General features: G+C 62.9%; 21 protein-coding genes, 1 tRNA gene and 1 pseudogene. 1 reads left to right on the top strand and 22 read right to left on the bottom strand.

All coding sequences use genetic code 11. From position 1 onward, the window contains the following. Nucleotides 1-15 precede the first annotated feature (15 nt). From NP80_RS05690 to NP80_RS05625, 14 genes are all read right to left on the bottom strand, one after another. Nucleotides 16-783 (bottom strand): 2-keto-4-pentenoate hydratase, encoded by a 768-nt coding sequence (locus NP80_RS05690; protein WP_006404104.1) that lies wholly within the window; start codon nucleotides 781-783, stop codon nucleotides 16-18. Beyond that, nucleotides 780-1,577, bottom strand: a complete 798-nt coding sequence (locus NP80_RS05685) for a 2-keto-4-pentenoate hydratase (protein WP_006409470.1) — start codon at nucleotides 1,575-1,577, stop codon at nucleotides 780-782. The genes NP80_RS05690 and NP80_RS05685 overlap by 4 nt, the downstream gene beginning before the upstream one ends. 62 nt (nucleotides 1,578-1,639) lie before the next feature. Beyond that, nucleotides 1,640-2,425, bottom strand: coding sequence for an indole-3-glycerol phosphate synthase TrpC (gene trpC, locus NP80_RS05680; protein ID WP_035946248.1), 786 nt, complete (start codon nucleotides 2,423-2,425; stop codon nucleotides 1,640-1,642). A 154-nt stretch (nucleotides 2,426-2,579) separates the two neighbouring features. Next, nucleotides 2,580-3,665, bottom strand: coding sequence for a porin (locus tag NP80_RS05675; protein WP_035946264.1), 1,086 nt, complete (start codon nucleotides 3,663-3,665; stop codon nucleotides 2,580-2,582). Between the two features lie 152 nt (nucleotides 3,666-3,817). Then, nucleotides 3,818-5,056: a dienelactone hydrolase family protein gene (locus tag NP80_RS05670; RefSeq protein WP_006409479.1), complete on the bottom strand. Its 1,239-nt coding sequence runs from the start codon at nucleotides 5,054-5,056 to the stop codon at nucleotides 3,818-3,820. Nucleotides 5,057-5,108: 52 nt separating this feature from the next. After that, the gene (locus tag NP80_RS05665; protein ID WP_006409489.1) at nucleotides 5,109-5,822 is read right to left on the bottom strand and encodes an SDR family NAD(P)-dependent oxidoreductase; all 714 of its coding nucleotides are present in this window, start codon (nucleotides 5,820-5,822) and stop codon (nucleotides 5,109-5,111) included. Then, on the bottom strand, nucleotides 5,812-6,846 hold the full coding sequence (locus NP80_RS05660; protein ID WP_035946250.1) for an amidohydrolase family protein: 1,035 nt from the start codon (nucleotides 6,844-6,846) through the stop codon (nucleotides 5,812-5,814). Before NP80_RS05660 ends, NP80_RS05665 begins: the two co-directional genes overlap by 11 nt. A 25-nt stretch (nucleotides 6,847-6,871) precedes the next feature. Next, complete coding sequence (locus NP80_RS05655; protein WP_006409478.1) at nucleotides 6,872-7,405, bottom strand: 3-hydroxyanthranilate 3,4-dioxygenase; 534 nt, start codon at nucleotides 7,403-7,405, stop codon at nucleotides 6,872-6,874. A gap of 48 nt (nucleotides 7,406-7,453) precedes the next feature. Beyond that, nucleotides 7,454-7,879, bottom strand: a complete 426-nt coding sequence (locus NP80_RS05650) for a RidA family protein (RefSeq protein ID WP_006404112.1) — start codon at nucleotides 7,877-7,879, stop codon at nucleotides 7,454-7,456. After that, nucleotides 7,876-9,366 (bottom strand): 2-hydroxymuconic semialdehyde dehydrogenase, encoded by a 1,491-nt coding sequence (locus NP80_RS05645; protein WP_006409483.1) that lies wholly within the window; start codon nucleotides 9,364-9,366, stop codon nucleotides 7,876-7,878. The genes NP80_RS05650 and NP80_RS05645 overlap by 4 nt, the downstream gene beginning before the upstream one ends. A 117-nt stretch (nucleotides 9,367-9,483) precedes the next feature. Continuing rightward, nucleotides 9,484-9,747: a PhlB family protein gene (locus tag NP80_RS05640; protein ID WP_236698870.1), complete on the bottom strand. Its 264-nt coding sequence runs from the start codon at nucleotides 9,745-9,747 to the stop codon at nucleotides 9,484-9,486. 38 nt (nucleotides 9,748-9,785) lie between these two features. Next, nucleotides 9,786-10,952, bottom strand: coding sequence for a thiolase family protein (locus NP80_RS05635; RefSeq protein ID WP_006404115.1), 1,167 nt, complete (start codon nucleotides 10,950-10,952; stop codon nucleotides 9,786-9,788). 24 nt (nucleotides 10,953-10,976) lie between these two features. Beyond that, entirely contained in the window at nucleotides 10,977-12,332 is a 1,356-nt protein-coding gene (locus tag NP80_RS05630; protein WP_006404116.1) for an MFS transporter, read from the bottom strand. Between the two features lie 111 nt (nucleotides 12,333-12,443). Continuing rightward, the gene (locus NP80_RS05625) at nucleotides 12,444-14,066 is read right to left on the bottom strand and encodes an ATP-dependent acyl-CoA ligase (RefSeq protein WP_035487898.1); all 1,623 of its coding nucleotides are present in this window, start codon (nucleotides 14,064-14,066) and stop codon (nucleotides 12,444-12,446) included. Between the two features lie 86 nt (nucleotides 14,067-14,152). Here NP80_RS05625 and NP80_RS05620 point away from each other — a divergent pair, with 86 nt between their 5' ends. After that, nucleotides 14,153-15,061, top strand: a complete 909-nt coding sequence (locus NP80_RS05620) for a LysR family transcriptional regulator (protein WP_035487900.1) — start codon at nucleotides 14,153-14,155, stop codon at nucleotides 15,059-15,061. Nucleotides 15,062-15,095: 34 nt separating this feature from the next. On the opposite strand, the pseudogene NP80_RS31665 reads toward NP80_RS05620, so the two are convergent. The 8 genes and pseudogenes from NP80_RS31665 to NP80_RS05585 all read right to left on the bottom strand — a co-directional run. Continuing rightward, nucleotides 15,096-15,298, bottom strand: a pseudogene (locus NP80_RS31665) (acetoacetate decarboxylase); the annotation flags it as partial. A 1-nt stretch (nucleotide 15,299) separates the two neighbouring features. Beyond that, a complete protein-coding gene (locus tag NP80_RS05615) occupies nucleotides 15,300-15,746 on the bottom strand; it encodes a MerR family transcriptional regulator (RefSeq protein ID WP_035946253.1) in 447 nt (148 codons plus the stop codon). A gap of 767 nt (nucleotides 15,747-16,513) precedes the next feature. Continuing rightward, nucleotides 16,514-16,589, bottom strand: a tRNA-Ile gene (locus NP80_RS05610). Nucleotides 16,590-16,718: 129 nt separating this feature from the next. Continuing rightward, nucleotides 16,719-19,133, bottom strand: coding sequence for an RNA polymerase sigma factor RpoD (gene rpoD / locus NP80_RS05605; protein ID WP_080596176.1), 2,415 nt, complete (start codon nucleotides 19,131-19,133; stop codon nucleotides 16,719-16,721). Between the two features lie 89 nt (nucleotides 19,134-19,222). Then, the gene (gene dnaG / locus NP80_RS05600; protein ID WP_006404123.1) at nucleotides 19,223-21,088 is read right to left on the bottom strand and encodes a DNA primase; all 1,866 of its coding nucleotides are present in this window, start codon (nucleotides 21,086-21,088) and stop codon (nucleotides 19,223-19,225) included. Between the two features lie 67 nt (nucleotides 21,089-21,155). Then, the gene (locus NP80_RS05595; protein WP_006404124.1) at nucleotides 21,156-21,602 is read right to left on the bottom strand and encodes a GatB/YqeY domain-containing protein; all 447 of its coding nucleotides are present in this window, start codon (nucleotides 21,600-21,602) and stop codon (nucleotides 21,156-21,158) included. Nucleotides 21,603-21,774: 172 nt separating this feature from the next. Further along, on the bottom strand, nucleotides 21,775-21,987 hold the full coding sequence (rpsU, locus tag NP80_RS05590) for a 30S ribosomal protein S21 (protein WP_004190342.1): 213 nt from the start codon (nucleotides 21,985-21,987) through the stop codon (nucleotides 21,775-21,777). A 75-nt stretch (nucleotides 21,988-22,062) separates the two neighbouring features. Further along, a complete protein-coding gene (locus NP80_RS05585; RefSeq protein ID WP_006404125.1) occupies nucleotides 22,063-23,283 on the bottom strand; it encodes a BaiN/RdsA family NAD(P)/FAD-dependent oxidoreductase in 1,221 nt (406 codons plus the stop codon). Between the last annotated feature and the right edge of the window lie 94 nt (nucleotides 23,284-23,377).

The following is a 23,377-nucleotide window of genomic DNA, read 5'->3' as shown; positions in this document are numbered from 1 at the left end:
AACGCCTGCGCCGCGTCAGTTCCTGACGTCGAAGCACGCACTGCCGAGTCGTTCGATATCGACCGACACATGCTGTCCCGGCTTGATCCATTCGGCCGGCGTCGCGCCGCCGGCCATCACGACCCATCCGGCTTGCAGCGGTTCGCCCGCTCGCGCTGAAAGCCGGGCAGCGGCAACCAGCGAACGCAACGGATGGCCGAGCAATGCCGCGGTCGATCCCACCTGCACGACGCGTCCATCCAAATTCAGCGTGAGGCCAAGATTCGACAGGTCGACATGAGGATCGCACCACGGACCGATGACAAAGCCGCTCGACGACGCGTTGTCCGCTATCACTTCCGGCAACGTGAACTTGAAGTCCTTGTAGCGCGAGTCGATGATTTCGAGCGCAGGCGCGACGGCCTCGACAGCGGCCAACGCCTGTGGCGCCGTCACGTCGCCGTCGAGCGATCGCTTCAGAACGAAGGCAATTTCGGGCTCGACGCGCGGATGCACGAATCGCGCAAAATCGATCGCCGTGCCTTCCTCGAGCTGCATGTCGGCCGTCAAGCGTCCCCAGATCACATCCGACAGGCCCATTTGCAGCATCTTCGCGCGGCTGGTAAAGCCCATCTTGACACCGACGCGACGGTGGCCGCGTTCGACACGCCGTTGTATCGACGCGGCCTGAATCGCATACGCCGTATCGAGCGACAGCCGGCTTTCCGGATCGAACTGGGCCACCTCGGTCGCATTGACTGCGGCGTCGTCGAGCAACCGCGCGTATTCCATCGTCGTGATCATTGGCGTGCCTCGCTTCGATCGTGGTCAAAAACTGCACGGACGGAGCCAAGCCCGTTTATGCGTGCGTCGAAAACGTCGCCGGGGCGGACGGCCACCATCGGCCCCAACGCTCCCGACAACACCAAGTCGCCGGCCTTGAGCGGCGTGCCGAGCGTCGTCATCGTTCGCGCAAGCCATACGACCGCGTTGAGCGGATTGCCGAGGCACGCGGCGCCGGCCCCCACCGAGACGAGTTCCCCGCACCGCTCCATCGCCATCCCGCACAGACGCAGGTCGAAGCTCGACAGCTTGCGCGGGCGGGTGCCCAGAACGTACGCGCACGACGATGCGTTATCGGCAATCGTGTCCGCGATGCGAATGTTCCAGTCTGCGATGCGGCTGCCGACAATTTCCAGCGCCGGCAGCGCGTACTCGATGGCGCCGAGCACGTCCAGATGACCGGGATTCTTCACCGTGATATCGCGACCGATGACGAACGCGATTTCGGCTTCGATTTTCGGCTGAGTAAGGATTTCAGCGGGAATGGGTTCGCTGTCGCCATAGCCCATGTGATCGAACAACATGCCGAAGTCAGGCTGATCGACGCCGAGTTGCTTCTGTACCGCGACCGACGTCAGGCCAATCTTGCAGCCGACGAGGCGGCGACCATCGGCCAGATGCCGATCCGTATTGATCCGCTGAATCGCATACGCGTCGTCGATGCTCAGTTGCTCGTATGTCTCGCGCAACGGCGGGATGGTTTTGCGGGTCTTTGCTGCATCACGCAGCGCGGCAGCCGCCTCTTGAATTCGCATGGCTTTCATGACCTCTCAGCTGTTAGTGCGAGAAAATATCGATCGATACTGTGGAGCGCGGCCTAATAGAACATCTGCTTGAGCGCAACACCGGGGTGCTCGGCGCGAATCAATGCTTCGCCGACCAGAAAATGATCGACGCCTATCGAACGGAGCCTTCTTACATCGTCCGCACTCCGAATTCCCGATTCCGAAATGACCATCCTGTCGGCGGGGATCAGGCGGCGCATCGCAAGCGTTGTTTCAATATTTGTGGAGAACGTCGCAAGATCGCGGTTGTTCACGCCGATCAGCGGCGTATTCAACGTGAGTGCCGCGTCCAGCTCATCCGCGCTGTGGATTTCCACGATCACGGCCATGCCCAGTTCGAACGCGAGGCTTTCGAGTTCGCGCATCGCGCTGCCATCGAGGACCGCCGCTATCAGCAGGATGCAGTCGGCGCCCATCGCACGTGCCTCCCACACCTGGTACGCGTCTACGATGAAGTCCTTGCGAAGCACCGGCAGGCTCGATGCACCGCGCGCGGCGCGAAGGTCCGACGCGCTTCCGTTGAAGAACGTCCGATCGGTCAGCACCGACAGACAGGCCGCGCCCGCTTCCTCGTACGAGGCCGCGATCGACGCCGGGTCGAAGTCCGGCCGCAAGATCCCTTCGGACGGGCTCGCCATTTTCACCTCGGCAATGACGCCCGGTAAGCCCTGTCCCGCCTTGTCGCGAAGCGCAGCGATAAAATCTCCGGAGTCGACCGTCGCTGCGATCTCTCGAAGCACGGGTTGTGGCACACGCTCGGCTGCCAGCCGCACTTCACGAGTCTTGCACTCGACAATCCGGTCGAGAATCGTTTTCATTCCGTTATCCAAACTATTGACCAGCCTGATAGAGCCCGATACTCAACGTACTATTCGCGGTGATCGATTGCTGCGTCGGTCTCGCTCGCTTGCGTGCCGGACATGGCCGTCCAACCGCCCGGCTTGTCGACGCTCGACCGACCTGATCCCGATCTCAGAATTTGTGACGCACCCCCACCACGACAGCCGTTTGCGCGTTCGTGCTCGATTTTGACGAGAGGAACAACACGGCGGGAGCGTTGGATCCCGACGCTCGGATGTAGTTGGCGTACGCATAGACGTCCGTTCGCTTCGACAGGAAATAGTCGACACTCACCTGCCCCTGGTTCCAGTGCGGGTTCGAGACGACGCCACCGTAGCTGCCGTGCGTATACAAGTACGCAGCCGATACGAACAGGGCCGGCGTCAACTGGTACACACCGACAACGCTAAGGTTGTCCAGATGCAGGCTCGTGCTATCGAGATAGTTGTAGCGCACATCGGAAACGATGCCTCCGACGCGGAGTTTCTCGAACGCGTACTCGGCGCCTCCCGCGATGACGCGCTGTTTCCGTACGCCCACCGACGAACTGAGCGGGCTGGTATGAAATAGCTGGAATGGCGCGCCGGCATAGTCGTCGCTCACCGCACCGTTCGGATTGGCCGTGCCCGGATGGTCGATTTCGACGTAGACCAGCGCATATCGCTGCGTATGCCGGTCGAAATTGACGCCCGCACTGAACGCGCGGTTTTGCTGGAAGCTGCCGGCCTTGTTGCTGAACGCGTACAGCGATTCGAATCCGAAGCCGCCCCAGACCGGGCTTGCATACTTGATGGCGTTGCTGTAGCGGAAATTGCCTTCGATGTTGTCGTTGCTGCCGACACTGACGCCAAGACCGGGGCCCATCGCCTGGGGTTCGATGCGGTCCAGGTAGTCCCACAGCACGTCGTACTGTCGACCGAACGTAATTGTCCCGTACGTCCGGCTCGACAAGCCGACAAATACCTGCCGTCCAAACATCCGCCCGCCTTGCCCGAGTTTGCCGCTGTTGCTGTCGAAGCCGTTCTCCAGGATTCCGACCGCTGACAGGCCGCCGCCCAGATCTTCCGTCACCTTGAATCCCAGGCGATTGTTCTGGTTGGAGCCGCTTATCATCGTCCAGTTGCTGTGGCCGCCCTGATTGCTGACATAGCCGAGCCCGTTCGAGATGATCCCGTATAGGGTCACCGAGCTTTGTGCCAACGCCGAGGTCGACGCCATCACCGCGACCGCCAGCACCCCTAACTTTAGCTTCATGATGGAACCTGTATGGTTGATGCGCCGCAACGGCGGCGCGATTTTCTTTTGAGAACAAAGCCCGGCTGGCGGATCCGGCTCGCGCGGACGATGACGCTCCCGCGGTCTGAAAAACCTTAGATCGGCTTGCCTTCGCTCGACGCCCAGTTCCTCATCAACTCGTTGCTCGGCAACGTCTCGTCTATCAGCTTCTTCGCCGTACGGATGCCGGCAACCGGAAGTCCCGTCGGATCGAGCACGCCGATCTGCACCAGAACCGAAGCCTGGTCCCAGTAAATATGCTCGTTGTACAGCTTGTCGCCGCGGAAGCAGATGACGGCCAGCATCGGAATCTCGATGTACTTGCCGGTGGGGGCGAGTCCGGGCAGCATCCAGTCGATCTCGCGATCGTGGGTGGCGCAGAAAATGAATTCATCGACGATGCGGTCCGCGCCGATGGTGCGCGAGATCGGAATGAAATGCGTGTCCTTCGGATTCGCGTGAACGAAGTGATACTTGTAGAAGCGTTTGAGATCGTCGTGACCGACGCCTCCCGTCATGGTCGGCACATGATTGACGTACGGCGCGGAAACCATGGTCGGCAAGATCGAATCGACATCGCGCGAATCGAATTCGTGATAGCAGTGCAGTTCCCACAGCGCATTCAGGTCATAGACGGGCCCGAGCACTTTACGCAACAGTGCGATGGTGCGCGAATAGGCCATCATCGCCGCCGGCTTGTCGAAATGCTCGCGCTTCGGCGTCGCGAACGCGTGATCGCACCCGGGATACACGTATTGCTCGACCGCAGGCAGCGCGCAAAGCGCTGACTGGATCGTCTCGCGCGTTGCCTCGGGGCACAGCGCGTCATTACCGGCGAAATGAAACACCATCGGGCATCGGATCGAGGGAATATCGTCCAGATAGGCATCGAGCCCCACACCGTAGTAACTCACCGCGCAGTCGATATCAGTGCGGGCAGCCGCCAGCATCGCGAGCTTGCCGCCCAGGCAATAGCCTACGGCGCCGACCTTTCCAGCATGCTGGTCGAGCGAGCGGAGCGTCTTGATCGTCGATGCGATGTCGGTGATTGCCAGATCGACATCGAACTCGTCGTTATATCGCAGCGCCGTCGCGAAGTCCTCGCCGGTGTAGCCGAGGTTGACGCCGCGCTTCATGCGCCAGAACAGGTCGGGCACCAGCACGACATACCCTTCTTCGGCAAACCGATCGGCCGTTTCCTTCATGTAGTCGTTGATGCCGAAGATCTCCTGCAACAGGACCAGACCCGGCCCGGACCCTTGACGGGGCCGCGCGAGGTACGCAGAGAAGGCTTGGCCGTTACCGGCGTCGATGTCGATGTATTCACCGTTCATGATCTGTTTCGTCCTTTGCTCAATGCAACGTAGTTACGATTTCCGCGGTCGCTCAAAGCGTCAAAAGGCGCGCGTGCAGTGCCTGACGATCCGCCGCGAGCGCACGTGCGATGTCTTGCGCCATCGCGCCCAGGTAGACCTCGTCCGCTTCGCCTTCCAATGCTGCGAGCACGGCGTCGACTGCTTCCCGTACCGCGATCTTCGGCGGCGGAACGTCCCGGCTCATTTCCGTGTCGATCGGTCCGGGCAGCACGGAGATAACGCGGACGTGATGCGGCGCGAGCTCGGCTCGTGCGCCTTCCGTCATTCGAAGCGCCGCGGCCTTCGATGCGCTCAGCGACGCCATGGACGGCAGCGCGACGCGCGCGAGTATCGACAGGATGTTGACGATGGCGCCGCCGTTCGTTTTGAGTGCCGGCGAGAACGCACGCATCATGTTCAACGTCCCGAAGTAATTCACTTCCATTTCGGCACGCGCCGCTTCGGCGTCATGGGCTTCCAGGACCGGCTGCATCCGGTTCAGCCCTGCGTTGTTGATCAAGAGCGTGATGTCCGTGGCACTCGCCGCCGCCGTCGCCACCTGCTCGACGTTCGTGATGTCCAGCTCGACCGGCACGACGCGCGGATCATCGCCGGCAAGCCGGCCGGCTTGCCTGACGCCCGCATAGACCTTGCGCGCGCCCCGCGCCAGCAACGCTTCAAGCAGTCCCGCACCGAGCCCGCGGTCGGCGCCCGTCACACATGCGACGCAGCCTTCAATTTGCATGACGATCTCCGGAGCTGGCGTCATCCACCAGATTGAAAAAGCGTTGCGCATTGACGCCGAGGATTTTCTCCTTCGCTGCTTCGCCCAGTTGCGGATGGTTCGCCACCAGTTCGCCGACGACCTGCTCGCCGAGCGGGAACGGATAGTCGGAGCCGAGCAACACACGGTCTTCGCCCATCGTCTCCACGAGCAACCGCAACGCGCCGTCGCTGAACACGGCACTATCGACATGGAAACGATCGACGTACGAAATTGGCGGGTTCGGGCAGTTCTCGCGGACGATGTCTCGCTGCTCCCACGCGTTCTGCACGCGCCCCAGCAGGAATGCAAAGCTGCCGCCGCCATGCGCGAAGCAAAGCTTGAGCGTCGTCGGAATGCGCTCGAACGCCCCGGAAAGAATCAGCGACAAGATGCTCAACTGTGTTTCGGCCGGCATCGCGACGAGCCACGGCAACATCCACTTTTTCATGCGGCCGTCGGTCATCATGTCCCACGGATGGACGAGCACCGGTATGTCGTCGTGCGCGCAATGCGTCAGAAACGTCACCAGCTGTTCGTCGTCGAGATCGCGCGCGCCGAGGTGATTGCCGATCTGCACGCCACGATGGCCGGCGCGGCGGGCACGCGACGCTTCCCGACAGGCCAGTTCGACGTCCTGCAGCGGCACTTGAGCCAGCGGCATCAGGCGCGCCGGTGCGTACGAACAGAATTCCAGCGCGCGATCGTTCATTCGCGCGGCCCATTCATGCGCCGCTACCGCGTCGTACCGGTAGCCGAACATCACGGGCGTCGCGCACATCAACTGGATGTCCACGCCGCATCGGTCCATTTCGGCGATCCGCGTCGCGGGATCCCATAAGGCCCGATAGACGGGCCGGAAATCGCGCTCTCCGGTCATGATCGTCCCGGTGTCGCCGTCCGGATCGACCCGGAGCCACGGCGCATGCTCGGGATCGAGCGCCCGTGCTTCTTCCCGCGAAATACGCGGAAAAAAGTGGGCATGCATGTCGATTCGCACTGTCATGTTGGTTTGCCCTGGACGGGTTCGGTTAATCGGTTCGGCCTGGCTTGCCCGGATGGACGACGCCGCAGCGCGGACAGCGGCGCTGCTCCTCCGATGCGTAAAACGCATCGAAGAGCGGTGGCAGATCGCGGACGATGCTCTTGAGCTGCAGTTCGACACGGTAAACGCGCTCGCCGCATGCATCGCAATACCACTCGAATCCGTCCACGACGCCTTCCGGACGTTGACGCTCTATCACGAGGCACGCGCTGCCCGACTCCGGCCGCTGCGGCGAGTGACGGACATGCGGGGGCAACAAAAACACGTCGCCTTCGTTCAGTTCAACGCGCTCGCGCTTGCCGTCGATCCACAGATTCAGATATGCGTTGCCGCGCAGTTGATAGAAAAACTCCTCGAGCGGATCGTCGTGATAATCGGTCCGATGATTCGGCCCACCCACCACCGTGACGATGAAATCGCTGTCCTGCCATATCTGCTGGTTGCCGACCGGCGGCTTCAATAAATGCGCGTGTTCGTCGATCCAACGCTGGAAGTTGAACGGCTTTCCATAACTCAGCATGCTTGTCTCACTCAAAGGGATCGCCATGTTGATTCCGCGGTTCGCATTTCAGCGCGCGGGAACGTATGCCACTGCCTTCATCTCGATGAGCAGATGCGGATGAGGCAGCTGGTGAACCGCGACAGTCGTTCGTGCCGGGCCCGACTCGTCGAAATACGCCGCATACACTTCGTTGTAGCCGCCAAAATCGCTCATGTTCACGAGGAATGCCGAGATCTCAACGAGGTTCGACAAGTCCGCCCCCTCGCTCTTCAATATGTCGCGCAGGTTCTCGATCACGGCGCGCGTCTGGCGCCGGATATCGAGCGTGGCCGTGCCGAATTCGTCGGCCGATGCGCCATCGATCGTGTTGTCCGGACGTCGCGAACTGGTGCCGGACACGAACAGAAAGTCGCCGGCTCGCGTGATATGCGGGAAGCGCCCGCGCGGCGTGGCCTTGCCCGGCACGACGCGCGCTGAAGTAGTCGGATTCATGCGATCCTCACGCAGACGTTCGTCAATTCGGAATAGAAGTCGAGCGAATGGCGGCCGCCCTCGCGTCCCAGCCCCGACAGTTTGGTGCCGCCGAAGGGCGTGCGCAGATCGCGAACGAACCACGCATTGACCCACACGATGCCCGTCTCGATCTGCCTCGCGACCCGATGGCCGCGCGCAAGCTGAGTCGTCCAGATGCTGGCAGCCAGGCCATAAGCGCTGTCGTTGACGCGCTTCACGACCTCGTCTTCGTCGTCGAACGGCGCGATGTGGCACACCGGGCCGAAGATCTCTTCCCGGACGCACCGGGCGGAATCCGGCAAACCAGTCCAGATGGTCGGCATCACGAACGCACCGTCGTCCCGTGCGTCGCCAAAGCTCGGTGCACGGCCTCCGGTCACGACAGTCGCGCCTTCTTCGACCGCAAGACGGAAATACGACATCACCTTGTCGCGATGGCCGCGCGAAATGAGCGGCCCCATCGTCGTGGTGGGATCTTCCGGCGCGCCAACGCGCAATCCTTCCGCCTGTTCCTTGAGCGCCGCGACAAAGCGCTCGAAGATCGGCCGCTCCACATAAACGCGCTCGCTGCACAGGCAGACCTGACCGGCGTTGGTGAAACTGGATCGAAGCACACCGGCCACCGCCGCATCGAAGTCGGCGTCCGCGAACACGACAGCCGCGTTCTTGCCGCCCAGCTCGAACGACACCTCTTTCACGCCGTCCGCAACGGCCTTCATGATCGTGCTGCCGGTGCGCGACTCGCCGGTGAACGTGATTGCGCTGATACCCGGATGACGCGTCAGGAATTCGCCGGCCGCGTTCTGCCCGTGCCCATGAATCAGGTTGAAGACGCCCGGCGGCAAGCCGACCTCGTGCATGACTTCGGCGAGCAACGTTGCAGAGCTGGGCGTCTCCTCGGAGGGCTTGGCGACCACGCAGTTGCCCATCGCCAGCGCCGGTGCCACCTTCCATGTGAGCAATAGCAGCGGCAGATTCCACGGCGATATGATGCCGATCACGCCGAGCGGCTTGCGCGTCACATAGTTGATCAGCTCGCCGCCGTCTGCCGTATGGGTTTCGAAATACTCGCCGTTTGCGGTGCGGACAAGATCGGCAAAGGTCCGAAAATTGGCAATGCCGCGTGCGATGTCGAGGGTGCGGGCCTGCGCGACGGGCCGGCCGGTATCGGCAACTTCGGCCGCGACGAACTCGTCGAAGCGGGCCTCGATGCCGTCCGCGATCTTATGCAGCCATGCCGCCCGTTGCGCGGGCGTCGTGTCGCGCCAGCCCGCCTTTTGCGCCGCGTGAGCCGCACGGACGGCGCTATCGACGAGCGCGGCATCTGCTTCGCAGACGTCGGCCAGCTTGCGACCGTCGATCGGACTCAGGTTGGGAAAGCGTGTGTCGCTCGCCACAAACTCACCGTTGATGTAATGGCGCAACAGCTGCGGGTCGCGCAAGGTCGAAGTCAATTGAGATGTCACACCCTTCTCCTGCTTGATAAATTTTGCCGTTCCGTGCACATGTCCGAGCGTGCCCGGATCCCGACGCCTACCCGCCGGTGCGACCGGCCTCGTTCGACGAACACATTTCCGCGTGGGTCAGGCGATCGGCAGTACCACAACGCGGTTCTGTTCGTCGACTGCAACGCGGACGCGGTCGCCCGTTCGCACCGCGCCTTCGAGCCGCGCGATGACGGTCGGGCCGGCATCCGTCGTCACGCTGGCAAGAAGCACGTCGCCGCCGTCTTGTGCGCCGACGCGACGGCGCACGGTCGTCAATTCGCCGACACGGCCGTGTTCGACCGCTCGCTCGCGCCACTCGGCGCCGCCGCATTCAAAACAGAAATAGCGCGCCGGAAACACCGTCGAACCGCATTGCTTGCACTGGAATACCTCGAGTTTCATTGCGCACCCCGCTCAACCGCTTCCAGCACGACGGCATTCGCACACATGCCGTAGCGATACTCGACCATGCCGTAGCCACTGACGACCGCCAGCCGGGCATTCGGCACCTGCCGCTCGCCTGCCCGTCCGCGCAGCTGGGTGATCGCCTCGACGAGCCCATGCATGCCGCCCGCGGCGCCTGCCTGCCCGGCGGACAGTTGACCACCGGATGTATTCGCCGGCAGCGCGCGCGATTCGATGCGCGCGATCATCGCGCGCAAGTCGCCGTCGGGCGCGAAGCCGAGATCGTCCAGTTGCGCAATCGCCATCACCGGGTAGTCGTCGTAGACCGAGACCATGTCGATGTCGTCGGGCGTGACGCCTGCCTGTCGCCACAATTCGCCGGCGATCGCAGCCAGTGAAGTGCGAGTGCCGTCGCCCGTCTGGTGGTCGCTGTTGTAAAGGCATTGCAGCGATCGCACACGGACGTTCCTGGCCTGGCGCACGAGATCGGCGCGCGCGACGATCACCGCGTCGGCGCCGCTGACAACGGGGACGCAATCGAATCGTCCCAACGGATCGGCGACGATCGGCGCGTCGAGATAGTCTTCGATCGTCAGCGGCGTGCGATAGACGGCGTTCGGATTCAGTGCCGCCCACGCACGTTGCGCGACGCAAAGCGCCCCATAGTCGCGGCGGGTCAGGCCATGATGCTGCGCGTGACGTTGCGTGAGCATCGCGAACAGTCCGTTCGGCCCGCCGAGCTCGAGCGGCCGCAGCCAGGTGCGCGTCGTCAGGTTGTAGTGATCGACGAGCTGCTTGAAGTCGGCCGGCTCGAACCGATCGCCGGACACCAGCGCAATCACCTTCGCGTCACCATGCTGAATCGCGCGTATCGCGTGCTGCAGCATGTTGATCGCGCTTGCTCCACCGTGACAATCGTCCATGCTCCAGCGCGGGCTGATCCCGAGCCGCCACGCAAGGTCGATCGCATGGTCCGGAGCCAGCGTAAAAGACGCGACGCCGAGACCGTCGATGTCTTTCGCCGAAAACCCCGAGTCATCAAGGGCAGCGGCAAACGCGCGGGCCAGCAGGTCGCCAGTGGAATCCGACGGCGCGTGTCGCTGGTACGGTACTTCCACCGCGGCGGTCAGCAGCACGTCGTCGCATTGCTCGAGTGTCATATTCGATCTCCTTGCGTGCGACGCTCAACGCTCGCGACGGGCAACCGTCTCATGGGTGAACAACAGCGAGATCACGGTGATCATCCCCAGGGCCGCCATCAGCAATGCCACCGGCCACGCTGCGTGGTAGTGCGCGAGCAGCGCCGTCGCCAGCATCGGCGACAAGCCGCCTGCGAAGACCGACGACACCTCGTGACCGAGCGCCATCCCCGAGTAACGCACCTCCGTGCTGAACAGCTCGCCCATCAAGGCCGGTTGCGTGCCGAGCATCGCGCCGTGACACACGGCATTGCCGAGCAGGAAGGCCAGCCAGATGAGCGCCGGGACCTTCGTATCGAGGAGCCAGAAAAACGGGAACGCGATGATCACGACGCCGACGGCACCGATCATGTACACGGGCTTGCGGCCCAGGCGATCGGACAGGCGGCCCCACAACATCAGCGTGATCAGTTCGACAGCCATCGAGACGATCACGCCAGCGAGCATGATCTGGTTCGGTACGCCGATGAACTTCCCATAAACGAGCGCGAACGCAATGACGATGTATGACGCGCCGTTTTCCGCCACGCGCAGCCCCATTGCCATCAGCACTTCCTTCGGATGCTTGCGGATCACATCGAGCACGGGCATCCGCGCCCGTCTGCCTTCGGCCTCGGCCTTCGCGAACTCGGCGCTCTCGGGCAACCTCGAACGGATATAGACGCCCACACCGAAAATCGCGATCGACAGCAGAAACGGAATGCGCCAGCCCCACGCCATGAACGCGTCCTTCGGCAACATCTGCACGACGAAGAAAACACTGGCCGACAGCACGAAGCCGCCGCCGACGCCGATCTGGCTCATCGACGCGTAAAATCCACGCCGCTCGGGCGGCGCAGACTCGCTGATCATCAGCACTGCGCCCCCCCATTCCCCGCCGGCCGCGATGCCTTGCAGGATACGCAGGACCATCAGCAGCACCGGCGCCCACAGGCCGACCTGCGGATAAGTCGGCAGGAAGCCGATCAGGAACGTCGCGCCTCCCATGATCGACAGCGTCCACACGAGGGCGCTCTTTCGACCGTAGCGGTCGCCGATGTGCCCGAACAGCGCGCCACCCAACGGACGAGCGGCGAACCCGACGGAAAAGCCCGCGAATGCGACCAGCGTGCCCACGAGCGGATCGGTTCCTTTCGGAAAGAACAGCTCGCCGAAAACGAGCGCTGCGGCCGTGCTGTACAGGAAAAAGTCATACCACTCGAGCGCGTTCCCCGCGACGGACGCGAACACGATTCGCCGCAGGGACCTTTCGTCGACAGACGCCGTCGGGAGCTCGGGCGCCACTTGAGGGGGCGTGCTCGCGGCAGAAAACGTTCTCATGCTAGTCATGGGAGGCTCCATGTGTACATTCGAGATGTACTCATTGCTGCTGTCTCAGTTGCCAAGCGTTGAAGCGGATCGCCCTGTCGCGAACCTGTCCGCCGCGCCTTCAGGAAAATAGCGACCTTCGCGTCATCGACGCTTGAGCTGGTATCCCGACATTTCCAGATCCCACGTCGTCGCAGTCACGCCGGTTTCCCGTAACTTGAACTTCTGGATCTTTCCGTTTTCCGTCTTCGGCAGCTCTTGCTCGAAGTCCAGATAGCGCGGCACGGCGAAGTAGGGCAATCGCGGTTCGCAGTAGCGGATCAGATCGAGTGGCTCCAGCGCCTCGCCGTCTCGCAGGCCGATGACGGCCATCACCTCGTCTTCGGCGAGCGTGGACTTCACGGCAAATACCGCTGCGGTCTCGACCGACGGATGGCTCAACAGCACCTGCTCGACCTCGTACGACGAGATGTTCTCGCCGCGGCGGCGAATCGCATCCTTCTGACGATCGACGAAACGGAAATAGCCGTCGGCTTCGCGTATGACGCGGTCGCCGGTGTGAAACCACAGATTGCGCCAGGCCTTCACCGTTTCGGCCGGCATGCCCAGATAGCCGTTGGCAAAGGAAAACGGCTCGCTCGCTCGCAGGATCAGCTCGCCGGGCTGGCCGTCCGGGACCGGCCGATCGTGCTCGTCGACGACGCGCGCTTCGAAGCCTTCAGCCAGCCTGCCCATATATCCCGGGCGTTGAACGCTCGCGACGCCGCCGATCACGGCATTGGTTTCCGTCGAGCCGTACCCGTCGATCAACGCGATGCCGCAGCGCGCCGTGAATTCTTCCTGGAAATGTCCCGGCACGCCCGGTGCGAGTGCCACACGTACCCGATGCTTACGCTCGTTCGCCGTGATCGGCCTGCCGAGCAGAATGGGCACCATCGCACCGAGAACGAACGTGACGGTGGCTTGCGTGGCCACCAGCGCGTCGAAGAAGCCGCTGGCAGAGAAACGCCGGCCTACGACCAGTTGAGCATCGTGCAACATGGCCTGGAAAAAACTGTTCAGCGCGTTCGTATGAAACAGCGGCAAGCACGTGTACAAGATGTCGCCGGCGACAACGCCCAGATCGCGCGCAGTGTTGTATCCCCACCAGTAGAACTGCGCATGCGGGCAGATCACGCCTTTGGACAACCCCGACGTTCCGGAGGTATAGAGCACGGCAAAAGCATCGCCTTCGTCGACGTCCGCGGCCGGAATCGACTCGGTTGCTCGCGGAAGCGGCGTCGTGCTGTAACGGGGCGCCAGCGAATTCGACGCCGGTTCGTCGATAAGCCAGATGTGCTCGAGCGGGAGATCTCGCGCATCGAGCGCGTGCACGACATCCACAAGATGCGCTTCGGCGACCAGCAAGCGCGCGCCGGAGTTACGCAGGATATGCTCGAGCTGCGGACCGCGCGACGCGGTGTTGATCGGCACGACCACCGCGCCGAGCCAGCCGCAGCCGAGGACGACTTCCATGAATTCCGCACGGTTTCCGCAGAGCAATGCGACGCGATCACCGCGCTTGATGCCATGTGCGGCCAGTGTGCCGGCTCGGCGCGCCGCGATCTCGATGGCATCGGCGCCGCTCCATACCGTGGTTCCGTCTGAAAAAAGCGGTCCCTCGGCGTTTCGGGCAACGCGCGCTGCCAGCAAGGCCGGCAAAGTGCGCAACGAGACAACCGCTGGTTCGTCTGCACACTGTTCGACGATCGTATCTGTCAGTTCCATGAACACTTGCCTCTCCTATGTGTGAGGCCAGTCTAGGTTCGGCTAAGATATCGGTCAAATCGATCAATTTTCTTGTGTACATAGACGTGATCAATTTTCATAGCATCGACCTGAACCTGCTGCGCGTCTTCCAGGTGATTCTCGAAGAGCGCAGCCTCACGCGCGCGGCGCAGCGGCTTCATTTGTCGCAGCCCACGATCAGTTATTCGCTGGGGCGTCTGCGCTCACTGTTCGACGATCCGCTTTTCGTTCGGACGCCTGATGGAATGTTGCCCACGGCGACCGCGGAAAGATTGGCTGTCCCGCTTAGCAACGCCATCGCGTCGATCCGCGAAGCATTGCGGCAAAGCGAAGAGTTCGATCCCGCGACGAGTACGCGCGAGTTTCGGCTGGCCATGTCCGACATTGGCGAACACGTTTTTCTGCCGCGCATCTGCGAGAAATTGCAGCGCATTGCGCCGGAGGTGCGGTTGGCCGCCGAGCAAGTGCCGCTGCGCGAGGTCGAGGAGAAATTGCGACTCGGGCAGATCGATCTCGCTATCGGCAATCTTCCGTCGCTCCTGCCGGTCACCAATCACGCGCTGCTGTTTCGCGACGAGTTTGTGTGCATGACGCGCAAGCGCGACGGGCTACCGGCCCGGAAGTTGTCGCGGCAGAAATTTCTGGAGTTTCTGCATGTGAGCGTGACGACCAGCGACAGCAGCCACCTTGCGATCGACGATATCTTGCGCACGCAGGGTTTGCACCGACGGATTGCGCTACGCGTGCCCCACTTCACGGTGGTTCCGCAGATCCTGCAGCGCACGAACTGGATGGTGACGCTTCATAAAGGCGCGGCGCTCATGTTCAATGAAACGGGCCAGTTCTCGATCTATCCGATGCCGGCGGAAATTCCAGAGATTGAATCCACCGTCCATTGGCATCGCAACTTCGACAATGACGAAGGGATCCGCTGGTTCCGCGAGCTCGTCATCGAGACGCTGCATCACGATTGACTGCATATCGAAAAACAGAGCGCAACACACTTCAGCGCTCGGCAGGTGCCGGGAACAGCAGCTGAACGTTACTTGAGCGGTAGTAGAAGTTTGGCGCCCACTTCGGACCAACCGCGGGATGTGGCGATCAGTTTCGGAATCCTGCAAAAAATCGATGTTTCCTGCGGCAGGATCTCTCGCCACCTCGTCGAGGTCCGGGTTCATTCGGTAACGGTCGTAGTGGCCGCCGGCACGCACCTCAGCCGGTGGTGGAACCGTCGAGTTTGCCTAGATCCGGCGTAATCCCTGCTTCACGGAGACGGTCCAGCACGCGCTTCTTGTTGTCGACACATTCAATTCCGTCCGGCCTGTCCTCGATACTCTCGATCGCGACGACAAGTTGGGCTCGGGTATGGTCGAGACGCTTGCGAATGGTGTCGATCTCATCCACCTTCTGCTTGAGTGCATCCAGCAATGCGCCATGGTCCCATGCGCCCGGGCCGACCGGTAGCAGTTGCCGAATCTGCTCGAGCGTAAATCCCGCCTGCTGCGCGATCGAGATCAACCCCAGGAGAATTCCCGCCTCCGGGGGATACTCCCGATAGCCATTCGCTTGGCGCTCCACCCTGATCAATCCCTCTGCCTCATAGAAACGAATACGTGAGGCCGTCAGACCACTGCGCTTCGCCAACTCTCCGATTTTCACGCCACACCCCAAAAAAACTATTGGAATCAACGTTGACTTTAATCCTAAAGTTGACCGGTGACTAGCGACCACCTCGCGACCTACCGGGCATTTCAACTTGTCTCGACAAACGGAGAGCATTGTCTCACTCCGGCCGCAAATGGTGACGCCGGTGGCCTGCGCGTCGCCGGCAGAGTGGCGGGATCCCAGCGCGATAGTCATGTTGCCGTTTCGTCAGTCGCCGTCACAAGAGGAGTCGCCCGCTACCGAGCAGCAACGATCGCCGCGCACGTAACGGGTTGTCAACTTGAATATTGAACAGGAGTGTTGATCATGGGACCCGTCAACGCTTCGTCGTCATCTCGACGGCACGACTCGTAGTGGAACAGCGACCGCGAAATCCCTACCAGCCCTCAGGCCCGGGAACCCAACGCGCGTTCGGTCCTCAACACTTGGACCGCTTCGCACTCGGCTCGCGGGCTTGCTACTTTCGGGACAGCAGGTCCCCAGTCGTAGTAGGTCGCTTCACGAAGTCGTGACCGCATTTTGAGGTGTCATAGACGGACACCAGAGAGGCAAGGAGGCGCTCGGACCGACTAGGCACCGGCCATCAGAAACGAAAAAGCCGACCCACCGGGTCGGCTTTTTTCGCGTCGAATTGCGGTCGGTTGCCACCGCGAACCAAACCTCAAACGTATAGCCAGTCACCGATAAAGCATAACGTGTCCAGGTCGTGGACAACTTATGCTTAACGGCACAATTTCCTTGGATAACCTTCGAAGCGAATTTGGTGGGCCCGGCGGGGTTCGAACCCGCGACCAATCGATTATGAGTCGACTGCTCTAACCGCTGAGCTACAGGCCCTGGAGGAATGCGGAGCGTGCTACATACGCCACCGGCAGAGACGCCGGGCCGGCATTGTAACAACAAAGGGAACAAACGCCACCGGCATCCGATGAATGCCGGCGGCGTTCGACAGGAAGAAGCCGAAAATCAGTTCCCTTCGAGGAACGACTTCAGCTTGTCCGAACGGCTCGGGTGACGCAGCTTGCGCAGCGCCTTGGCCTCGATCTGACGGATCCGCTCGCGCGTGACGTCGAACTGCTTGCCGACTTCCTCGAGCGTGTGATCGGTGCTCATTTCGATACCGAAACGCATCCGCAGCACCTTCGCCTCGCGCGGCGTCAGCGAATCGAGCACGTCCTTCACGACGTCGCGCATGCTCGCATGCAGCGCGGCATCCGCCGGCGCGACCGTGTTGGTGTCCTCGATGAAGTCGCCGAGATGGGAATCGTCGTCGTCGCCGATCGGCGTTTCCATCGAGATCGGCTCCTTCGCGATCTTCATGATCTTGCGGATCTTGTCTTCCGGCATCTCCATCTTCTCGGCCAGCGTCGCCGGATCCGGCTCGAGACCGGTTTCCTGCAGAATCTGCCGCGAGATGCGGTTCATCTTGTTGATCGTCTCGATCATGTGAACCGGAATACGGATCGTGCGCGCCTGGTCCGCGATCGAGCGCGTGATGGCCTGACGAATCCACCACGTCGCATACGTCGAGAACTTGTAGCCGCGACGGTATTCGAACTTGTCCACCGCCTTCATCAGGCCGATGTTGCCTTCCTGGATCAGGTCGAGGAACTGCAGGCCGCGGTTCGTGTACTTCTTCGCGATCGAGATCACGAGACGCAGGTTCGCCTCGGTCATTTCGCGCTTCGCCTGACGCGCCTTCAGTTCGCCGGCCGCCATCTGGCGGTTGGTTTCCTTCAGGTCCTTCAGCGGCAGCACGACGCGCGCCTGCAGATCGAGCAGGCGCTGCTGCTGTTCGCGGATCGCCGGGATGTTGCGCGACAGGATCGCGCTGTACGAATGACCTTCGGCCGCAATCTTCTCGGCCCAGTCGAGGTCCGTCTCGTTGCCCGGGAAGCGCGCGATGAATTCCGAACGCGGCATCCCGCACTTGTCGACGACGATGTGCAGGATCTGACGCTCGACCTGGCGCACTTCGTCCACCTGCGCACGCAGCGTGTCGCAGAGGCGCTCGACCGTACGCGCGGTGAAGCGGATCGTCATCAGCTCGCTCTGGATCGTTTCCTGCGCCTTCAGGTAGGACTTCGACTTGTAGCCTTCCTTCTCGAACGCGCGGCGCATCTTGTCGAACCACTCGCTGATCAGCGCGAACTTCTCGAGCGAGGCACGCTTCAGCGCTTCGAGCTGGGCGGCGTTGGCGGTCGCCTGCGCGGCGCCGTCATCGTCCTCCTCTTCCTCTTCTTCCTCTTCCTCTTCGACCTCTTCGTCCTCGTTCTCGATCTCCTCCGCTTCCTTCGCGGAGAAACCGTCCGTGTCGGTGTCCGAAGCGTTCGGATCGAGCAGGCCGTCGACGAGCTCGTCGACGCGAATCTCGTCGTTCGCGACGCGCTCCGCCATCGCGAGGATGTCGGCGATCGTCGTCGGGCATGCAGAGATGGCCATTACCATGTGACGCAGGCCGTCTTCGATACGCTTCGCGATCTCGATTTCACCTTCACGCGTGAGCAGCTCGACGGTGCCCATCTCGCGCATGTACATCCGCACAGGATCGGTCGTGCGGCCGAATTCGGAATCGACGGTGGACAGCGCAACTTCCGCTTCCTCTTCGACTTCGTCGTCCGACGACGCGGCCGGCGCGTTGTCGTTCAGGAGCAGCGTTTCCGCGTCCGGCGCCTGCTCGTAAACCGCCACGCCCATGTCGTTGAACGTGCCGATGATGCCTTCGAGGGCTTCGGTCTCGGTGAAGTTGTCCGGCAGGTGGTCGTTGATTTCGGCGTACGTGAGGAAGCCGCGCTCCTTGCCGAGCTTGATCAGCGCGCGCAGCTTCACGCGGCGCTCTTCGAGCTCCTCGGCCGTGCCGGGCGTGCTCGTCGCGAACGCTTCCTTCAGCAGCGCCTTTTCCTTGGCGCGGCGGTCGCGCGCCTTGGACTTGCCCGGCGCAGCCGCCGCTGCGGGCTGCTCGTCGCTCTGATTTGCGTCGTCATCGACGGATACTTCGTTCAGCTTTTTCGTCATGGAGTTCGCCGTACCGGCTATATCGACTCGCGGCTGCTGGACGACAGCCGGTTGAACCGTGGGTGCATGAGTAGTACGTACTGCCGTTTCGTCCGCCGCGGCAGCCGCGTCCCTTGCGCTTTTCGCACTTGCCCGCTTCGCCGCCGGCTTGGCCGGCCCGGAGTCGGGTCTGGCGGCAGCCCGTGTTCTGGCTGCCGGCGCCGGCGCAGCTTGAGCAGTGCCGGCCGCGGTTTTCTTTCCTGCAGGGGTTGATGTAGCCGAAGACGTCGTCCTGGCGGAAGAAGCAGACTTGGCCGCTGTGACCTTCTTGGTCGGCTCCGTCGAGCCCTTGCCCGTTGCTTTCTTTCCGCCTGTCGTCTTTGCCATCGCGAATCTCGCCTCTGCTTAGAAAACAAACCGCTGGAAACCTTATATTATAGCACGCTGGGGAGCCTCTCTCCTGGCGCCCCGGCTGCCTACAGCCCGAGCCGACGTTTCATGTCGGTTCGCTGCCGGTTCAATTCCGTCAATTCGGCCAATTCCTCGGGGGTGAACGTGGATTGCCGCGCCAGCCGATCGAGCCGGTCGCAGCACGCGTCGTAGCGCATCTTCAGCACGGCCGCCTGCAGTTCCTCCCCGGCGATCCGTTCCTGTTCGCGCTGCCGCTCGGCCACCGCCTCGTCGTCCGGATTCTGTAACAGCAAATCGCGGACGTTTTCATCATAGTCCAGAATTTCGCGGAAAATTTCCTCGTACGTCGCGCTGTTCGGCGACGTACGCAGCACGTCGGACAGCAGCCGGAACTCCGCGCCGTCGCCGAGCGCGCGCGCGTGGTCGACGACTTCCGCAAAGAGTTCGCCGATGCGCGGCAGCGCGCGCAGCGTCGAGACCTGCTCGTCGTCGAGCGCCAGCGCGATACGCGGATGCATGACCAGCGTGCGCAACGCGCGCTTTTCGCTCTCCGTCACGCGCCGGCGATCGCTGCGCGCCGGCGCCTGCCGCGGTGCAGCCGCGATCCGCGCATCGACTTCCGACAGCGCCGCCACTTCCTCGAACGGAATATCGAGGCGATCTGCGATCATGTGCATGATCTGCGCGCGCAACGCATTCGCGGGCAGCGCCTGCAGCAGCGGCTTCGCGTCGAACAGCGCCTTCGCGCGGCCTTCGGGCTGGTCGAGCGCCTTGCCCGCAATTGCTTCGTTCAACAGAAATTGCGACAGCGGCATCGCACGCTCGACCTGGTCCGAGAACGCATCCGCGCCGAACTCCCGCACATAGCTGTCCGGATCGTGCTCGGGCGGCAGAAAAAGGAATCGGATCGTCCGATTGTCCGCCGCGTGCGGCAGGCAGGCCTCCAGCGCGCGACGCGCGGCGCGCCGGCCGGCCGAATCGCCGTCGAAGCTGAAAATCACCGTATCGGTCTGCCGCAACAGCTTCTGCACGTGAATCGGCGTGCACGCGGTGCCGAGCGTCGCGACCGCATTCGGAAAACCGAGCTGCGCCAGCGCAACGACGTCCATATAGCCTTCGACGACCAGCACGTACTTGCGTTCGCGGATCGCGAGCCGCGCCTCGAACAGCCCGTACAGTTCGCTGCCCTTGTTGAACAGCGGCGTTTCGGGCGAGTTCAGATACTTCGGTTCGCCGCTGCCGAGCACGCGGCCGCCGAAGCCGATCACCTGCCCCTTCACGTTGCGGATCGGGAACATGATCCGCTCGCGGAACCGGTCGTAGCGGCGCGCGGCGCCCTGCGCGTCGGTTTTCTCGCTGACGATCACGAGTCCGGACTCGACGAGCGCATCGTCGCGGTAGTCCGGGAACGCGGCCTCGAGGTTCTGCCAGCCGTCCGGCGCGTAGCCGAGCCCGAAGCGCGCGGCGATCTCGCCGGTCAGGCCCCGGTTCTTCAGATACTGGATCGCGGCCGGCGCGCCGCGCAACTGCTTGCGGTAGTAGTCGCACGCGGTCGCCATCACGTCGGAGAGCGCCGTCGCCACCGATTTCGATACGGGCGCCGGATAGTCGCTGCCCCCGCCGCCGCCGCGCGTCGACGGCTCGTGCGGCACGGTCAGACCGACCGACTGCGCGAGTTCCTGCACGGCTTCCGGGAACGTCAGCCCCGCGTGTTCCATCAGAAAGCCGATCGCCGTGCCGTGCGCGCCGCAGCCGAAGCAGTGATAGAACTGCTTCGTCGGGCTGACCGTAAACGACGGGCTCTTCTCGTTATGGAACGGGCACAGCCCCATGAAGTTCGCGCCGCCCTTCTTGAGCTGCACGTACCGGCCCACCACGTCGACGATATCGACGCGGTTCAGCAAATCCTGCAGGAACGAATGCGGAATCACCGTGGGATCGAGCGAAAGAGGACGATACGACGCCCGACGCACGCTGCCGCGCGCCGGATAACGCGACTTACTTCGACAGCGCGGCCTTGACCTGCGCGGACACGGCCGTCATGTCGGCGCGACCCGCGAGCTTGCCCTTCAGCACGCCCATCACCTTGCCCATGTCCTGCGGGCCGGCTGCGCCCGTCTGCGCGACCGCCGCCTGCACTTCGGCAGCCACTTCGGCGTCCGACAGTTGCGCGGGCATATAAGCGCTCAGCACCGTCAGCTCGGCCTGCTCCTTCGCGACGAGGTCGTCGCGGCCGGCGGCCTGGAACTGGCTGATCGAGTCCTTGCGCTGCTTGATCATCTTGTCGATCACGGCCGTGATGCCGGCGTCGTCGAGGGTGACCTGATCGTCGACTTCGCGCTGCTTGATGGCAGCCATCAGCAGGCGGATCGTCGCGAGACGCTCGCTTTCCTTCGCGCGCATCGCGGTCTTCATGTCATCGCTGATCTGCTCTTTCAAACTCATCTTTCACCCGAGATGGAAACGTGGACGCGACGCCCGCCAATGGGCGTCAACACAAAAACCCGCTTGGACAGTGTCTCAAGCGGGTTGCTCGAATCCGGCATCGGCGACTCGCTGCCCGGTCGCGCGGGTTTCGCCGGTGCGCCGCTCGGCCAACCGCGCGGCGCCCAATCGTTCAGTACAGCTTTTTCGGCAGCATCTGGCTGCGGATCCGCTTGTAGTGACGCTTCACCGCCGCAGCCTTCTTGCGCTTGCGCTCGGCCGTCGGCTTCTCGTAGAACTCGCGCGCACGAAGCTCGGTCAGCAGACCGTTCTTCTCGATCGTGCGCTTGAAGCGACGCATGGCAACTTCGAACGGCTCGTTTTCTTTAACGCGAATGATCGTCATGATCCGACACGAATAAAGGTTTGCAGGGAAAGATTAACGAGTATAGCAGAGGCTTTGCACAAAGGCACTACGACGTCAAGCACCGCGAGCGAACTCCGCGGCGGCCTTGCCGGCGGCCTGCCCGGATGCCCACGCCCACTGGAAGTTGTAGCCGCCGAGCCAGCCCGTCACGTCGACCGCCTCGCCGACGAAGAACAGCCCCGGCACGCGTGCGCTCATCATCGTCGCCGACGACAGCTCGCGCGTATCGACACCGCCCTTCGTCACTTCGGCCTTCTTGTAGCCTTCGGTGCCGTTCGGCGTCAGCGTCCAGCCGGCGAGCGCGTCGCCGATCTGGCGCAGCACCTTGTCGGGCAGATCTGCGAGGCGCGCGTCGGCGGCCACGCGGTGCGTGTCGAGCCACACGTGCGCGAGCCGCGACGGCACCCAGTCCGCGAGCAGCGAGCCGATCTGCCGCTTCGACGTGCGCTTCGCCTCGAGCAGTTCGGCCACGGCGTCGCGCTGCGGCACCAGGTCGATCCGGATCGGCTCGCCGGGGTGCCAGTAGCTCGAAATCTGCAAGATGCCGGGTCCCGACAGCCCGCGATGCGTCAGCAGCAGATCCTCGACGAATTCGCCGCCGCGCTTCTTGTCGCCGGTCGACACGCGCACCTCGAGCGACACGCCGGACAGCGCCGCGAACGGCGCCCAGTCCTGCTGCGCGAACGTCAGTGGCACGAGCGCGGGCCGCGTATCGACGAGCTTGTGGCCGAACTGCTTCGCGAGCCGATAGCCGAAGTCGGTCGCGCCGATCTTCGGGATCGACAGGCCGCCGGTCGCGACGATCAGCGCGCGCGCACGGATCGCGCCCGCCTGCTGCGTGTCGAGCGTGAAGCCGTCGTCCGCGGCGTGACGCACGGCGTCGACGACGACCGCCCGGCGCCATGCGATGCCGCCTGCGTCGCATTCGTGCTTGAGCATGTCGATGATCGCGTCGCTGCCGTGATCGCAGAACAGCTGGCCCTTGTGCTTCTCGTGCCACGTCACGCGATGCTGCTTGAGCAGCGCGAGGAAGTCGCGCGGCGTGTAGCGTGCAAGCGCCGAGCGCGCGAAGTGCGGATTGGCCGACAGATAGTTGTCCGGGCCCGCATGGAGATTCGTGAAGTTGCAGCGGCCGCCGCCCGAGATGCGGATTTTCTCGGCGAGCCGCGGCGCGTGGTCGATCAGCACCACGCGGCGACCGAGTTGCCCGGCCACCGCGGCGCTCATCATGCCGGCCGCGCCCGCGCCGATCACGGCGATGTCGTAAGTTTCCATGGCGCGGATTGTACCCGCGCGGCACCGCGTCCGGGCCCGGCGCGAGCGGCGGCCGGCCCTAGCCTGCTATACTTTCCGGTTACTCGATATTCCT

It is taken from the genome of Burkholderia multivorans ATCC BAA-247 (assembly GCF_000959525.1).
In the GTDB taxonomy this organism is placed as follows: domain Bacteria; phylum Pseudomonadota; class Gammaproteobacteria; order Burkholderiales; family Burkholderiaceae; genus Burkholderia; species Burkholderia multivorans.
The sequence above is the reverse complement of the archived record's forward strand: the minus strand, read 5'-3'. Positions and strand labels throughout refer to the sequence as shown.